The organism is Olsenella profusa DSM 13989 (assembly GCF_030811115.1).
GTDB classification, from domain to species: Bacteria; Actinomycetota; Coriobacteriia; order Coriobacteriales; family Atopobiaceae; genus Olsenella_F; species Olsenella_F profusa.
The window spans coordinates 1519690-1534844 of the sequence record NZ_JAUSQK010000001.1 but is presented as its reverse complement, the minus strand read 5'-3'; the positions used below and the strand labels follow the sequence as shown (position 1 = coordinate 1534844).

At 60.7% G+C, this 15155-nt stretch carries 13 protein-coding genes; 1 reads left to right on the top strand and 12 read right to left on the bottom strand.

Features of this window, described 5'->3' with window-relative positions; genetic code table 11:
* Nucleotides 1–73 precede the first annotated feature (73 nt).
* The 3 genes from rsmI to J2S71_RS07075 form a co-directional block, all read right to left on the bottom strand.
* On the bottom strand, nucleotides 74–898 hold the full coding sequence (gene rsmI, locus J2S71_RS07085; RefSeq protein WP_307392447.1) for a 16S rRNA (cytidine(1402)-2'-O)-methyltransferase: 825 nt from the start codon (nucleotides 896–898) through the stop codon (nucleotides 74–76).
* 35 nt (nucleotides 899–933) lie between these two features.
* Nucleotides 934–1974, bottom strand: coding sequence for a glycoside hydrolase family 5 protein (locus J2S71_RS07080; protein ID WP_307390193.1), 1041 nt, complete (start codon nucleotides 1972–1974; stop codon nucleotides 934–936).
* 511 nt (nucleotides 1975–2485) lie between these two features.
* Nucleotides 2486–4219 (bottom strand): IS1634 family transposase, encoded by a 1734-nt coding sequence (locus tag J2S71_RS07075; RefSeq protein ID WP_307387966.1) that lies wholly within the window; start codon nucleotides 4217–4219, stop codon nucleotides 2486–2488.
* Between the two features lie 544 nt (nucleotides 4220–4763).
* Here J2S71_RS07075 and J2S71_RS07070 point away from each other — a divergent pair.
* Complete coding sequence (locus J2S71_RS07070; RefSeq protein WP_307390190.1) at nucleotides 4764–6248, top strand: aldehyde dehydrogenase family protein; 1485 nt, start codon at nucleotides 4764–4766, stop codon at nucleotides 6246–6248.
* A 140-nt stretch (nucleotides 6249–6388) separates the two neighbouring features.
* Here the strand turns inward: J2S71_RS07070 and J2S71_RS07065 are convergent, their stop codons facing one another.
* The 9 genes from J2S71_RS07065 to J2S71_RS07025 form a co-directional block, all read right to left on the bottom strand.
* Entirely contained in the window at nucleotides 6389–6808 is a 420-nt protein-coding gene (locus tag J2S71_RS07065; protein WP_307390187.1) for a 6-pyruvoyl trahydropterin synthase family protein, read from the bottom strand.
* Nucleotides 6809–6814: 6 nt separating this feature from the next.
* Nucleotides 6815–8263 carry a PSP1 domain-containing protein gene (locus J2S71_RS07060; protein ID WP_307390184.1) on the bottom strand — a complete coding sequence of 483 codons (1449 nt, stop codon included), beginning with the start codon at nucleotides 8261–8263 and terminating at the stop codon, nucleotides 6815–6817.
* The gene (locus J2S71_RS07055; RefSeq protein ID WP_307390181.1) at nucleotides 8242–9390 is read right to left on the bottom strand and encodes a DNA polymerase III subunit; all 1149 of its coding nucleotides are present in this window, start codon (nucleotides 9388–9390) and stop codon (nucleotides 8242–8244) included. The genes J2S71_RS07060 and J2S71_RS07055 overlap by 22 nt, the downstream gene beginning before the upstream one ends.
* A gap of 463 nt (nucleotides 9391–9853) precedes the next feature.
* Complete coding sequence (locus J2S71_RS07050; protein WP_307392445.1) at nucleotides 9854–10489, bottom strand: ATP-binding cassette domain-containing protein; 636 nt, start codon at nucleotides 10487–10489, stop codon at nucleotides 9854–9856.
* Nucleotides 10490–10686: 197 nt separating this feature from the next.
* The gene (locus J2S71_RS07045; protein ID WP_307390178.1) at nucleotides 10687–11466 is read right to left on the bottom strand and encodes an ABC transporter permease; all 780 of its coding nucleotides are present in this window, start codon (nucleotides 11464–11466) and stop codon (nucleotides 10687–10689) included.
* Between the two features lie 62 nt (nucleotides 11467–11528).
* Nucleotides 11529–12290, bottom strand: a complete 762-nt coding sequence (locus J2S71_RS07040) for an ABC transporter ATP-binding protein (RefSeq protein ID WP_307390174.1) — start codon at nucleotides 12288–12290, stop codon at nucleotides 11529–11531.
* The gene (locus tag J2S71_RS07035) at nucleotides 12268–13098 is read right to left on the bottom strand and encodes an ABC-2 family transporter permease (protein ID WP_307390171.1); all 831 of its coding nucleotides are present in this window, start codon (nucleotides 13096–13098) and stop codon (nucleotides 12268–12270) included. Before J2S71_RS07035 ends, J2S71_RS07040 begins: the two co-directional genes overlap by 23 nt.
* A 205-nt stretch (nucleotides 13099–13303) precedes the next feature.
* Nucleotides 13304–13963: a response regulator gene (locus J2S71_RS07030; protein ID WP_307390168.1), complete on the bottom strand. Its 660-nt coding sequence runs from the start codon at nucleotides 13961–13963 to the stop codon at nucleotides 13304–13306.
* Nucleotides 13964–13969: 6 nt separating this feature from the next.
* Nucleotides 13970–15070 carry a sensor histidine kinase gene (locus tag J2S71_RS07025; protein ID WP_307390165.1) on the bottom strand — a complete coding sequence of 367 codons (1101 nt, stop codon included), beginning with the start codon at nucleotides 15068–15070 and terminating at the stop codon, nucleotides 13970–13972.
* Nucleotides 15071–15155 lie beyond the last annotated feature (85 nt).

Here is a 15155-nt window from a genome sequence, read left to right as displayed (position 1 = left end):
CGCGAGACGTCTTCAGCGGAAAAGCCAAGCACAACCCGTGGGGAAGTCAGCACGATCGAGGGGGAGTCGGCGGTCAACGTGCGCGGGACGCCTTCACCACCCGGTCGTACACCTGCGGCTTGGGAAGGCCATACTCCCTGGCAAGGCGCTTGGCAAGCGCGCTGGGGGGCTCGTCGGCCGCAAGGCCGGCAGCGATGGCATCCTCGAGTGGCCGCACGGGCACAGACGTGGCCTCGTCCTCCTCCGGTGCGCCGATGATCACGACGCACTCGCCCCGAACCTCCCCGCATGCCGCAAGCTCTGCCGCCACATGGGGGGCCACCCCCCGCACGACCTCCTCATGCAGCTTGGTGAGCTCGCGCACGAGGGCAACCTGTCTCATGGGAAACGCCTCGGCGATGGTGGCCAGCGTCGCGGCCACGCGATGAGGGCTCTCGTACACCACAAGGGCACCCGGCACGGACGCCAGCGCGCGCAGGCGCTCCAGCTGGGCCTTGTGCCTGCGCGGGAGGAACCCCTCGAAGAAGAAGTGCTCCATGGGAAGCCCCGAGGCCACGAGCGCACAGGTGACGGCACTCGGACCGGGGATGACCTCCACGCGCAGGCCCGCATCGAGCGTGGCATCCACCAGGCGCTGTCCCGGATCGGAGACGCCCGGCATGCCCGCGTCGGACACGAAGGCCACGCGCTCCCCGGCCGCGATGCGCCCGAGCGTGGGCGCGATGCGGGAGGCCAGGGTGTTCTCGTCCGCACGCTGCAGCGACACGCGAACGCCAAAGTGGGACAGCAGCCTTGAGGTCACGCGCGTGTCCTCGCAGAGTAACACGTCCGCCTGGCGCAGCGTGTCCAGCACGCGCGGGGACGCATCGCCCAGGTTGCCGATGGGCGTGCCCACCATCGAGAGCACGCCGCCGTGCGGGACGCCAGACGTGCTCACGCGAGCATCGCCCGCTCGAACGTGGCGAGCGCCACCCGTGCGTCCCAACCAGACAGGCGACCTTCGGTCTTCCACGTCTGGAAGAACCACGCGGGGCACTTCCTGAACACGGCAAGCTGTTCGGAGACGAACACGCGCTCCAGGGCGATGCGGCCCTCGGGTGTGGTAGAGGAGTCCGCGAAGGGTAGCGAGGCGGACCACTTTCCCGCCATCACCGGCAGGCCGCACCTGCGTGCCGTCTCAAGCATCCTATGCGAACGCTGCGAGAGCTCGCGGATGCCCGTGGGGCCAGGCCCATCGACACGGTCGAGATAGTGGTAGAGGTGGCTGTCAAGCCATACGTTCTGGTAGCGTCGCGGTGCCATGAAGTGGCCCCAGGCACCCGGCTGGCCCGCATCGGGCAGGATGACCGTGGCGTCCGGCGCGTTCTTGCGGACGGTGTCGTATGCCGCACGGTAGTAGTTTCGCAACTGATGGAGGGGCACGCCATCCGTGAGTGTGAAGCCATGGCGCACCTGCGGCACCACCTCGTCTGCAACCTCGATGCCTGCGAGCGCGGCACGTGAGCAGTAGCGCTTGGCGAGGGTTCCCAGAACCACCAGCATATCGTTGCGGTACCGGGAGAACTCATCATGATTGCGCACGAGGATGGCGCTAGAGCTACGCTCGCCGGGCGTGATGGCGAGGGCCAGCACGATCTTGAGGTCGATGTCCTCTGCCCAGACGAAGGCCTGGTCGACGTGGTCTATGCATCCCACATAGGGACCGGTCTCTGGGCCGGCGTCCCCAAACACGTACCATGGCACCTCCAGGCGCACGGCGTTGAAGCCACGCGCGGCAATGCCCCTGAAGTCCACCTGCGAGAGAAAGCCCCTGCGATGCTTCTCGACCATCTGCCGATAGGGCTCCTGCCCCATCGCAATCACCAGGGAGTCCTCGTCCAAGGCGCCAGAATCGGCAAAGAGGGACGGCGTGACCCATGGCTCCAGCGTCAGCCAGCCGGTAAGGTTGACTCCATGCAAGGCCCGTCCTGCCATGACACTTCCCTCCGTTCCCGTGCCTCCCTCCCAACGAGTATAACCGCTCCGGTCGACACCAGAATCCGCTTCCACAGGAACCAGCGATTGACGAGATCGTCCCCTTCAACGGGACTCACGAGCTGAGCAAGGCGCGAACGTCATGCATGTCTCGCCGGCCAATCTCTTCCCCTTGGACATCGCCCCGCCCGACGCCCAGGTCAAACGCAATGCAGCCGAGCTTGGGATGAACGTTGCCATGCCCACCGACTACTGCACCCGACCCTCGGCCTCCTCGATCCACCAGGCGGTCGTCAACTACACGGGAATAGACGCCGCCTACATGCCCCGTGCCGCGGCAACTCTGGCACAGGCCTTTCAGCTGAATCGACGATTGGAGCTACCTTTCCCCTGCCGATATCGATATGTTCTTCCATAGGCCACCCACGAATGGTCATGGGGTATCCCATTTTCCGCAGCTAGATAGCAAAGACAGTACTGGTTAGCTGCGGTTCTGTTGATGGGTGGCTGACTATCCTCTGTGTTGGAGCGTTAGCCTATTTGCCTTAGCTAAGACCTGTTTGGCCTGCTTGGTTGTGAGGAACTTGAGCTTGAGCTCCTCGAGGCCACAGGAGGCGGCCAGGGCGTCAGACTCGTCCGTCCTGTGGTCGAACACCCACCAGTTGGAATCGAAGTTCGTGGCTGACATGGCCTTGATCTCACGTCTTATGTGGGCCGCGGGGACACCCGTCTGGCACTGCAGGATCCGAAGGATCGTGAGGGCCACGAAGCACGTGAGGAAGTGGGCCTCTATATGGGCGTCCGTCCAGACGTAGACGGGCCTGGTCCTGAGCTCTGACTTGGTGAGTTTGAAGGACTCCTCTATCCGCCAGAGCTCCCGGTAGGCATCGAGTATCTTCTCGTCCTGCCAGTCTGTCTCGCTTGTGACGACGAGGTAGTAGCCGTCCAAGTCCTCTGCCTCCCTGATGGCATCCTCATCCAGGGAGAGCTTGCGGGCATCGGCAATAGTGCCCGTGTCCCTGTCGAAGGTGAGGCCCCTCACGTACTTTGCCGCCCCATGGGCCTCATGGGCGCTGAAGGCGGCGGGGCTTTTAATGAGCGTGCGTGCCCTCTCGATCACCTTGGCCCTGTCGTGGCGGGCACGCTCCTGGTACTTCCTTGACCAGAAGCCGACGTACTTCACGGGAATCCTTATGTCCTTGGGCTTTCCGCCCTTCGTATCCCCTGCCTTGATGTGGCAGGCCTTGAAGCCCTGCTTGCTCTTGATCTTGAAGTCGTCTCCCATGTGGCGGTAGCCCTGGTCGTCCGTGAGCCACCTCTTCAGGGCGGCGTCCGACTTGGTGCCGCGTGCCGACTGGGAGAAGACGAAGCCGTCCCCCCTGGCCACGGCCGCCGCTATGTTGTCCGACGAGTTGAGGCCCTTGTCGGCGACGGCTATGAGCCTGTCCATCCCGTAGTCGCGCTTGAGGTCGGAGAGCACGGGGATCATGGTCTGGGCGTCTGGGGTGTTGCCCGAAAACTTCCTGTAGCAGATGGGGATGCCCCTCTCGTCCTGCAGGAGCCCCATCTGCACGATCGGGCTCCTCCTGTTCTCCTTGGAGACCCCGCGCTTCCTCAGCTCGTCCTGGGCGTCGCTTTCGAAGTAGTAGTTGGTGACGTCGTAGTAGACGCAGGACATGTCCCTCATGCCCGCGGCCGCTATCCGCCTGTTCATGGAGGAGACGACCTTGTCCTTGGCCCTCGCGAGCTCGTCTAAGGCCCTGTAGAGATCATCGTCCGTGAAGTCGCTCTTGAAGAAGTACCTCTCCCTGTTCTGCCAGGCTGCGCGCTTGGACCCTGGCCCTAGGATCCGCTCTGTCACGAGCAGCCTCGTTACGCTGTTGAGGTCGTATGCCACGCTCCTGCCGCGCAGGTAGTTGCGCAGCACTTGCTCGATCCCCAGGGCGCTGTAGACGGCAAGCGCGATCGCGCACCCCAGGTTCTTCCTGTTGGTCCCCCTCCTGTCGATCTTCTCCAGGGGGTGGATCTCGAGGGGAAGAGCCTGCTCGCCCTCTTTCTTCTCGCGAGTCATCTCAAGGGCCTGGGCCCGTCCCCACTCGATGGGGTCTTGATGCTCCTCCTCGAGCTCGTCGATATAGCCCAAAGACCTCACTTGGCGCTGCTTGGTCTTCTTGCCGACCCGGTAGCTCTCACATACAGAGAGCTTCACCCGTCCGTTCCTCTGTGGGGTCCTCTTCAGAAACATCTTCCGCCCCTCCGCTCTCGAAGGCCACCCCATATATTAGCACATACAACACAATACAACGCGCATAACATTCTATAAACTTGACAAAAAAGTAAAGCCCATCCGGGCTGCTTGGAGTAGGTGTCCTGCGCTCTATTCAGGATTTGTTGCTGCGGAAGAGTGGAGGCGCGAACGTCATGCATGTCTCGCCGGCCAATCTCTTCCCCTTGGACATCGCCCCGCCCGACGCCCAGGTCAAACGCAATGCAGCCGAGCTTGGGATGAACGTTGCCATGCCCACCGACTACTGCACCCGACCCTCGGCCTCCTCGATCCACCAGGCGGTCGTCAACTACACGGGAATAGACGCCGCCTACATGCCCCGTGCCGCGGCAACTCTGGCACAGGCCTTTCAGCTGAATCGACGATTGGAGCTACCTTTCCCCTGCCGATATCGATATGTTCTTCCATAGGCCACCCACGAATGGTCATGGGGTATGATTACGGGATACCGACAGTCGGCAGGCAACCGGGACGACGGTTCCCCCAGAGAGGAGAGAGACCCATGAACGTAAAGCTGGACAAGACCTACGGGCTCTATATCGATGGAAGGTTCGTACCTGCCTCCGATGGTGCGACCTTCCCCACAACCAACCCCGCCACCGGCGAGAAGCTGGCCGAATGCGCCGAGGCCACCAGAGAGGACCTCGATGCGGCAGTCGACGCAGCCTGGAGGGCCTTCCCCTCCTGGAAGGAGGTCGAGCCCGCCAAGCGCGCCGCCGTCCTCCTCAGGATAGCCGACATCATCGATGCCAACGCCAACCTGCTCGCCGAGGTCGAGACCCTCGACAACGGCAAGCCCATCCGCGAGACCAAGGCCGTCGACATCCCCTTGGCCGCCGACCACTTCCGCTACTTCGCCGGAGCCATCCGCACCGAGGAGGGCTCCGCCAGCGTGCTCGACGGCGGCTTCCTGAGCCTCATCCTGCGCGAGCCCATCGGTGTCGTCGGTCAGATCGTCCCCTGGAACTTCCCGTTCCTCATGGGCGCCTGGAAGCTCGCCCCGGTGCTGGCCGCCGGAGACTGCACCGTCATCAAATCGTCCTCGTCGACGCCCCTGTCGCTGCTCGTCCTCATGCAGCTCATCGGCGACGTCGTCCCCGCCGGCGTCATCAACGTGATCACCGGCAGGGGCTCGAGGTCAGGCCAGTGGATGCTCGAGCATCCCGGCTTCCGCAAGCTCGCCTTCACCGGTTCCACCGAAGTGGGCCTCTCGGTTGCGAAGGCTGCCGCGGAGAGGCTCATCCCCGCCACGCTCGAACTGGGCGGCAAGAGCGCCAACATCTTCTTCGACGACTGCAGCTTCGAGCAGGCCATCGATGGCCTGCAGCTGGGCATCCTCTTCAACCAGGGCCAGGTGTGCTGCGCCGGCAGCCGCGTCTTCGTCCAGGAGGGCATCTACGACAAGTTCGTGGCGGCGGCCGTCGAGCAGTTCAACAAGGTGAGAATCGGCGATCCGCTCGACCCCGAGACCCAGCTGGGGGCCCAGGTCAACGAGGCACAGGCCAAGAAGGTCATGCGCTACATCGACATCGCCCGCAAGGAGGGCGCCACTATCGCCTGCGGCGGTGAGCCCTGCACCGAGGGCGCCTGTGCCAACGGCACCTTCTTCAAGCCCACGCTCATCACCGACATAGACAACAAGGCCACCTGCTCCCGCGAGGAGATCTTCGGCCCCGTTGCCGTGGTCATCAAGTTCAAGACCGAGGACGAGGTCGTCGCAATGGCCAACGAGTCGGACTACGGCCTGGGCGGTGCCGTGTGGACGCAGAACCTCAACCGCGCCCTACGCGTGGCCCGCAGCATCGAGACCGGCCGCATGTGGGTCAACACCTACAACCAGATTCCAGCCGGCGCACCGTTCGGTGGCTACAAGAGCTCCGGCATCGGCCGCGAGACGCACAAGGTCATCCTCGATCACTACACGCAGGCAAAGAACATCATGATCAACCTCAGCGAGGCGCCGTCCGGATTCTATCCGCACAAGTAGCACCGCAACATGCCGGAGGGCACCCATCCGCCCCTGTGCCCTCCGGCATCACACCCGTTCCACCCTGTGCGCAAGGCGTCTGCCCCGTCCCACGCCATCATCCAGGAGAGCCTCATGCTGTAAGGGGCTTGGAGACTCAGCTAGACGACGTAGCTCGCGCGGTTGTTGGGCGTCTCGTTGCAGTCGACCCTGCTGATGGGCAGTCCGCGGTCGCGGAGACGCTCGGCCAGGTAGCGCGCCAGGTTCTCCGCCGTCGTGCGGAAGGGTAGCATCGTGAGCGTAAATCCCTCGTCCTCGAGGGCCGCGATGGTCTGCGACTTGAGGGAGCCCTCCTCCACGAGAAGGGTATGGTCGAGCTTGTCGCATTCCTCGCGCACGATGCGCTTGAGGACCCCAAAGTCAACCACCATGCCCCGCTGCGTGCCGGCCTCCCCGAGGGACTCGGCGGTGACGTAGGCCGTCACGCGCCACTGATGGCCGTGCAGGTTCTCGCACGCACCATGATAGCCCGTCAGGAAGTGGGCGCTGTCAAACCAGTACTCGGTCGAGAGCTCGTACATGATGACCTACTCACCCGAGGGGGTCGTGCCGACAGAGGGGCCACCCACCGCGCCACCACGACCGCGACCGCCGCGATGGCGCCGCCGGCGCGGCTTGCGCTCTCCCGCCGTCCGGGCGGAGGCACCATCGCCCTCCTGCGGGCGATGGTGCTGCTTGGCCTGCTGTCCACCACGGTCACCGGGCCGGCGGCGCTCCGAACGTCCTCGGCCCTGGGCCTTGCCCCCTGCCCGCTTGGCTTGCATATCGCCCTGCGCCTCCGTGCCCTCATGATGACGGCGGCGATGGCGCGTGGCATGCTGTGCGCCGCCCTGTTCGTGGTGCGCCGCCTGCGGGGCGACGTCGTTTGCATGCACCTTCTTGCGGCGGTGGCGCTGTCGCCTGGATCCCTCCGAGGCCCCCCCACCCTCGCCGCGCGCCTCGGGCGCGCCCTGTCCCTTCCCCCCATGACGGCGACGGCGGGATCGGCTCTCCACAAAGATGTCGGACTCGTTGAACGTCTCCTGGGGGATCACGCCGTTTGCACGGTCAAGCTCGGCAAGGGCCATCTGCACCTCGGGTGACTGCAGGCGCTCCAACGCCTCGCGCGACACCGTGTCGGGACGGCAGGGGCACGAGAGCTCCTCGCTCTTCCTGACGGCCGCCTCCGACGTGTCCATGTCGACCAGGGGGACACGGATCTGCTTGCCGCTCTCGAGACGCAGCGCAAGCTGCTCCTTGGGCGTGTCATACTCCACGATCTTGGCCTTGCCCAGCGGCGTCTCGATGACGGCATTGCGCTTGGGGGCACGACGCTTGAAGTCGCGGTAGGCGTCGAACTCGTAGCGCAGGCAGCACATGAGACGGCCGCAGGCGCCCGAGATCTTTGACGTGTTGAGGGGCAGGTCCTGCTCCTTGGCCATGCGGATGGAGACGGGCTCGAACTCGCGGCCCAGGCGGGCGCAGCAGAGCTCCTGGCCGCAGTGGGCATAGCCACCGGCAAGCGCCGCCTCCTCACGCACGCCGATCTGGCGCATGTCCACGCGCTCGTGCAGCTCGCGTGAGAGCTCGCGCACGAGCTGGCGGAAGTCCACGCGCTCCTCCGCAGAGAAGTAGCACACCACGCGGCCACCCCCAAAGAGGTATTCCACCCCCACGGGCTTCATGTCCAGGTCAAGGCCATGCACCAGGCGACGGAAGGTGGGCAGGGCGTCCTCGCCACGCTCCGCAAGCCGCTCGGCATGCTCGAGGTCATCGGGCGAGGCGATGCGCACCACCGCACGCAGGGGGGCATCGCCCACGGTGTCCCTGAGGGTGTCCGCATCGACCTCCCGGGCATCCATGGTCACCAAGCCAATCTCCTGGCCACGCTCCGTGGAGCATATGACGTGGTCACCCTCCTGGGCGCCCGTCTCCTTGGGATCGAACCACAGGTCGTGCGTTACATAGTGAAACCTTACCGGTACGACGGTGGGCATGCGAGTGCCTCCTTGACAGAGAGGAGCATGGTCTCGATGACCAGCTGAGGTGTTACGTTGTGGGCGAGGTCGTCCCGTGCCTGCGCAAGCGCCTCGAGCGCGCGGAGACAGCCCTCCGAGGATGCGGAGCGCGCGATGCGGTCGATGGGGTCGTTCACGTCCTCGTTCACCACCGGCTCGCCGATTTCCTCGATACGCACGAGCACGTCGCGCAGGAGTGAGTCGGCGGCAGCCAACGCCTCCATCATACCCGAACGCTCGCGGGCACTTATCTCGCGCTTGTTGGCGGCCTCCACGCGCTTGAGTGCTGCGGGGCTCAGATAGTCGGCACTCTCGTCACGTGACGCCTCCTGGCGGGACCTCACCTGGTCGAGCGTCGCGTGCACTGCATCGACGATGTCGCGCGCAGCGCACAGCACGTCCCACGCATCATCGCGAGCCAGCTCCCCCAAGGTACGCACCACCTTGCGGCGCACCTCGCGACGACTGGTCGAGGCGAGAAACTCGGCCGCACGTCCGGGCGCTCCCGTGATGGAGAGCGCCACGCGCGCCTCGTATCCCGTGATGCCGCTCGCCCGCTCCACGGCGCGCGCCGCGGCATCCGGTGCCACGATGCGGAAGGGGACCTGCTGGCAGCGCGAGACGAGCGTGGGCAGCACCGACGCCGCAGAGCGGGCGATGAGCACGAAGTACGTGCCCTCGGGCGGCTCCTCAATGGTCTTGAGCAGGGCATTGGCAGCCGCACCGCGGAGCAGCCCCGCCTCGTCTAGGATATAGACCTTGGCCTGGGCGCGCACGGGTGCCAAAGGGACGTCGTCAATGAGCTCGCGCACCTGGCCCACGAGGTACCCCGTGGCGCTCTCGGGCTTGAGGTAGCGCACGTCGGGATGGGTGCGGTGGGCCACACGTATGCACTCGTCGCAGCTCGCGTCGCCGCCGCGGGGACAGATGATGCACGTCGCCAGGGCAAAGGCACCCTCCACCATGCCCGCGCCGGGGGCGCCCAGGAAGAGATAGGCCTGGCTCAACCGGTCCTCCGCAAGGGCGCGCGTGAGGAAGTCGCGCACGCGGGGCTGCTGGTCGAGGACGGAGAGGGCCTGGGGATATGGCAATGCCTGCGCATCCATGTCAGTTGCCCCCTGCCAGGTCGCTCGCATCAGGCCGCGAGGTGACAGCAAATGACCTTTGCGGGGCAACCTGACCTTGCAAACCGAGCATAGAAGTCCTTATCAGAGAAAAGCACGTTTTTGGCATGACAGTCTCTTGAATTGTAATGAGAGCACATCAAAGTGCCAAGTCAGACTGCAAGTACTCCGAGGATCGTAGGCTGACACCCACAGGTACGTCAACAGGCCGTCAACGTCACACACCCATCCCAAAAGGGGCAGATTGCAACGCTCACCGAGATACTTTAGCTCAGATAGCCCATTGACAAGGGGACAGTACATCACACTCACCACCTGCTCTAGACTGCGCCTCTACCTAGACTTAGAGGAGCGAGGCATTGGAGCGCGGCAAAGACGCTGGACACTTTTATAGTTGTACCGACAATGAGCCCACCTCGCCCCTTCTAATGACACGACCAGAACTCTACGCAGGTTGAGAGAGCAGCTGCGTATGAGCGAGGTTGCGATAGAGTGGCGATGTCTGCAATAGCTGTGTGTGCGTCCCCTCGTCGACCACCCTCCCACCATCAAGTACCAGTATGTCGTCCGCATCCACAACTGTCGAAAGACGGTGCGCCACAATACTGCGAGCGCTGTGTGGTGCGTAGCAATCGATCAGGTTTTGGGCAAGCTCCTCGTTTGCCCCATCAAGATTGGATGTTGACTCATCGAGCAGGAGCAGTTCGGGTTCCCTCAGTAGGGCCCTCAGCAACGCAAGCCTCTGGCGCTCCCCACCAGAAAGCAGCACTCCATGCTCACCAACGTCGGCATCCAATCCATCGTGTGATCCATTGCACACGTCAATGAGGTTACATGCCTGAAGCATGCACATGAGCTTGGCATCATTCACCTGTGAGATTCCAAGGGTCAAATTGTCTCTGATGGTTCCTGACAGAATGGGGGCATCCTGCTCCACATAAGCGATATGGTTGCGCACGATGCGACGATCGAGGCTAGCGACGTCAGCCCCTTTGAAAAAGATCGTTCCGCCCACAGGATCATAGAGTCGCGAGATAAGATCGAGCACGGTACTCTTCCCGGCACCCGAGGATCCCACTATTGCAAGCGCCTCTAAGAGAGAGGTGACACCAATGCAACGTTTTTTGCCACCTTGAACCCCGTTTGCCAGACGTTATCACACTGCTCCTCGATTTAATAGGCCAAGTATGACAATTGCTACTAGCAGCTTTGTTTGTTTGAGCACCCCATAGAACAGCTCTCCCAGGGCGGCTCTCCTGTCAAACCCATTGGGTGCATTCACGTCTGCACCCCCCTCCTCTGAAAGAGAAAGCCGGCCAACGCCATGAAAGCCACGACCCATATCGTGAGGACAAGGAGTGCGACACCAGGCCCAAGGCCGGCAGAGGGGGTCTCTGCCACAATAGAAGAGGGGTCATACAACTGCACTCCCGCAGAAAAGGGCAAGTACTGCGCTCCAGGCATGAGATGCACCAAGACCAGCGTGAACTGTGATGTAACGATCAGGATCAGGAGAGGCGTCAGAGCCTGACGACAGATTATCGTAAGCGCAAAGCTTAGCAGCGCTATGGCGGCCCAGCTGACTATCGCCCCACCCAAGCTCAACAGGTAGGAAACAGTAATTCCACCATGCAGGATGCCAACCTCCCCAAGCTGCAGTTGGCTTATGAACGCAACAAGGGGAACGACGACCATTCCCAAGAGCAGCGAAACAACGCCAACGGCAAGCGCCTTGGCCCCAAGGAGACGCAGACGATTCGGAACCGCAAGTAACGACACCTTGAGCTGGTCAAATTGATACTCACTACTGACAGATATGCTTCCCAGAAGTATGAGAAAAACCTGGCCCAGCTCTATGCCGTCAAACCCAACGGACTCCGGTGTTATGCCCGGAGCAAGTGTGGGGTCACCGGTACTGATCGCGTCTCTCACGGAGGGCGTTGTCAGCAGCGCATAGAGTGGCAGAAGCACGGTTGTTGCCGCAACTACATACCGAATAAAACGCAGAGTGAGCAACTTCTTGAATTCTGATGAGATCGCACGTGCAAAAGCCCTCATCCCACCATTCTTACCAAGGCAAGAAGGGCCATGTAAGCCAGTCAAGACAAGGCGAGACACTTTCACTCCCTCCCAACCCATTGGAAATAGGCCTCTTCCAAGTTTGGTTGCCCCTCAAGCAAGTCTGTTAAGACACCCTGTTTGACAATTTTTCCATGAGCAATCACCACCACGTCATCGGCAACCAATTGAACCTCGCTCATGAGATGAGAGGACACCAAAACCGTCCTTTCGTGAGCCGCCAGATCTCTCAACAGTCCCCTGAGCCACAAAATCCCACTCGCATCCAGGCCATTCGTTGGTTCGTCAAAGATAAGACATGCGGGATCGCCCAAAAGGGCAGTGGCAATGCCCAATCGTTGTTTCATGCCAAGGGAGAAGGTCCCGACGCGCTTACGAGCGGCATCGGTCAGTCCTACCATGTCAAGCACGTCATCAATGCGGCGGCGCGATATTCCATTGGAGAGCGAGACCCATAGAAGGTGATCGCGTGCCGTTCTGCCCTCATGGGCGCCAGAACCATCAAACTGGGCACCAACTCTGGTAAGAGGCCGTGTCAGCGATTGATATGGCATCCCCTCCACGAGTGAATATCCTTTGGTGGGTCTATCCAATCCCAACATCAGACGGATGGTCGTTGACTTCCCGGCGCCATTTGGTCCTAGGAATCCTGTCACTCGTCCAGGCAGCGCCTCGAATGTTACATCCGAGAGAACCGTCTGTCCCCCATACCTTTTCGTAAGTTGGTGTACGCTAATCAAGGAATCCTCCCTACCGACAGATACATATGAAGATGTACCACTAGCCGCGCACCGATGCGACACGCTGGGAAATGCAGCCAGCAATGTTGAGCAACATGACCCAGGCAAGCATCACGACAAATCCACACGTCGGACCAAGGTCAGCGCCAGTTGGCAAGGTTGACATATATATCTGGGCACCAGCCTGGTCGGCAAGGAAGCGTGCAAGCTGCGTCTTAGAGAGCAGTAACGGGGACGCGATGAGTATCGCGCACAGCATCGTACAAAGACCACCAATGCCATTGCGCAAAAGCGAAGAGAGTCCATACGTAACGAGCGAGATGAGAACCCCGTATAGAACATAACCCCAGAGAACACGCGCGTTAGGTATGGAGGCATCGCCTATCAACACCTCCCCAACAAATGCGGTACGCACGGCATATGACCCAAAGACACTGAGGAGGCCCGTAAGCGTGGTCACAAGAGCCACGACTATGGCTTTTGCCACATACACCCGTTGGCGCTGTGGCATGGCAAGATATGTGGTACGGAGATTCCCATGCCCTTGTTCCTCAATGACCAGCCAACTACCTATAAACAGCGATCCAACCTGCTCATAATACAGAATTGCCAAAAAGGCCGAAGCCGGCTCCAGGCCAGCCATCTGCTCAGGATGACCCTGTTCAAATGCGTGCTTTGTCGTAAAGGTCAAAAATCCAGAAAGGGTAATCGTAAGAGTCACGGTAAGGATTACAGCTGCAATAGGTGCTGAAAGGCTAAGGACTTTTTTCAACTCGCTTCTCACGGCCCGTACCATGCCCGTTCGCCTATGGCCCTGATGCCTCCTATAAGGGCGCTGATCAAGAGTTACGACATAGTCTGCCTTTGCCATTATTCCTCCTCCCTCCATGCACTCAGAAGAACCCAGCTGGTTCTCAAACAACTAAACAGTTAAGGCTAGGGATATGTAGAGTGGCACCCCTGACCTCTACCCCCCACGAGAGAACATCTCTCGCATCGGAGCTAGATAAGGTGTACTTCTTGAGGCTTGAGGTGTCAGTCTGCAATTGCAGACAATATCGCGCATGCCCCTGATTTCAGTGAGAGACGTCACCTGGAGAAATGAGTCCATTTTCGTATGCGGCCACGACGAGCTGGGCCCTATGGGAAACGCAAAGCTTGCTCATAATACGACTCACGTACGTTCGAATCGTCGTCGGCGTCACAAAAAGAAGCCGAGCAATCTCATCATTTGACAGGCCCCGCCCAATATATACCAGTGTCTCGAGCTCCCTTGCCGTCAAGTGCTCAATGAGGGCATCCTTGCGGATCGGCGCAAGATGCGAGATGAGCCTATTGGTGACCTCGGATGACAGTAGAGAGGTGCCATCCAAGCTCGATCGTATGGCATCCACTATCGATCGCGGAGCAGAGTTCTTGAGCAGAAAACCCGTAGCACCATTTCTCAGGGCTTCATAAACGTACTCGTCCAAATCAAACATGGTAAGCATGATGATGCGAGAGGGGTTGGACTGCCGCAAAAGCATCTTCAAGACCTCAAGACCCGAAAGCCGGGGCATTTGCACATCAAGGAGCATCACGTCTGGTTGCATGCCAAGCGCGAGCTCCACCGCTTCGTCACCATCATGGGCAACCCCTACGGTACGCATGTCATCCTCATGATCGATGAGCTGTCGCAGGGCGCTGCATAGATGATGATCGTCATCTGCAACCAAGACATTGATCACGTTGTTCACCGCTTTCTATATGCCATGTGCATCACATGGAATGGTCAGACTCGCTTGGAGTCCGCCATCAGGGGCATCCGAAAGAACTAAATGCCCGTCCAAAAGGGCCACACGCTCTCGAATGGCAGTAATGCCATGCCCAGGCTTTAAGGACGCCACGGACCCTTCTCCATTGTCAGCAACCACCATGCGCACATTCGTGGGCTCAACTACCACTGACATATGCATCTCGTGAGCGTGAGCATGAGTCAGGACGTTCACTGTAAGCTCTTTGGCCGCACGGAGCAAAGTCGTACGTATTGCGTCTGGAAGCAGATCTACCCTGCTATCAATATGTATGCGGACAAGTAATCCCGACTTTTCACAGAGGGTCTTCACGCTATGGAGCTCGTCCTCAAGCGACCATTTCTTCTTTACCGCCCCCTTGGTCTCACGCGTGGCTCCCCCTGCATCCTTCTCTTGGTCAAGTAACTCCCTAAGCTGTTGGACGCCCGATTGCGAAACATGCTCTATCTCGTGCAAAGTTGCGCAAAGCTTCTGCGGATCGTCAACATCAACACGCGCTGCCACGCCAGCCCGAACCCCTATGGTTCCCAGCGAATACGAGAGCAGGTCGTGTATTTCTTGCGCGAGACGCAGCCTTTCGTCCACCTGAGCTCGAATGACCGACTCTTCACGTCGCTGCCTTGTGCGAATCCCAAGTATCCAAGCTCCTGACAAGGCGGTACAGCTTAGAATAATCCAGCGAATCCGTGCCTCGGCAACCGGACTCGTACATACCAGAAGCGCCAGAACAAGCAGCGTGAGAGCGCACAGCATGAAACGTTTGTGCATCCCCACTCCGTGGCCTTCGGCAAAGGAAAAAACCGTGATGCTGGCCAAGAGCAGAGGATCGTACGTTAGTCCCATTACCCAAGCGGCAAAGGTAAACGTTATCGTGAGCGCAATGCTCGCACGGGGAAAACGCCTATGAGCAAGAAACCCCATCACCGTCAGGAGGGCAAGCAAGGACTGGCATGCCTTTGCATCGCCTGCTTGCTGTGGCACCGTAGCCCAGAAGGCGACAAACACCAGTCCACCAACAAACAGCGGGCGCCCAATGTGGTGGTCTTCCATGCGACCTCTGACAGATTGCAGAAACGCTGTCATCCTTTTCTTCATGAACATCCTCTTAGGTCTCAACAGACACTGAGATCATGTG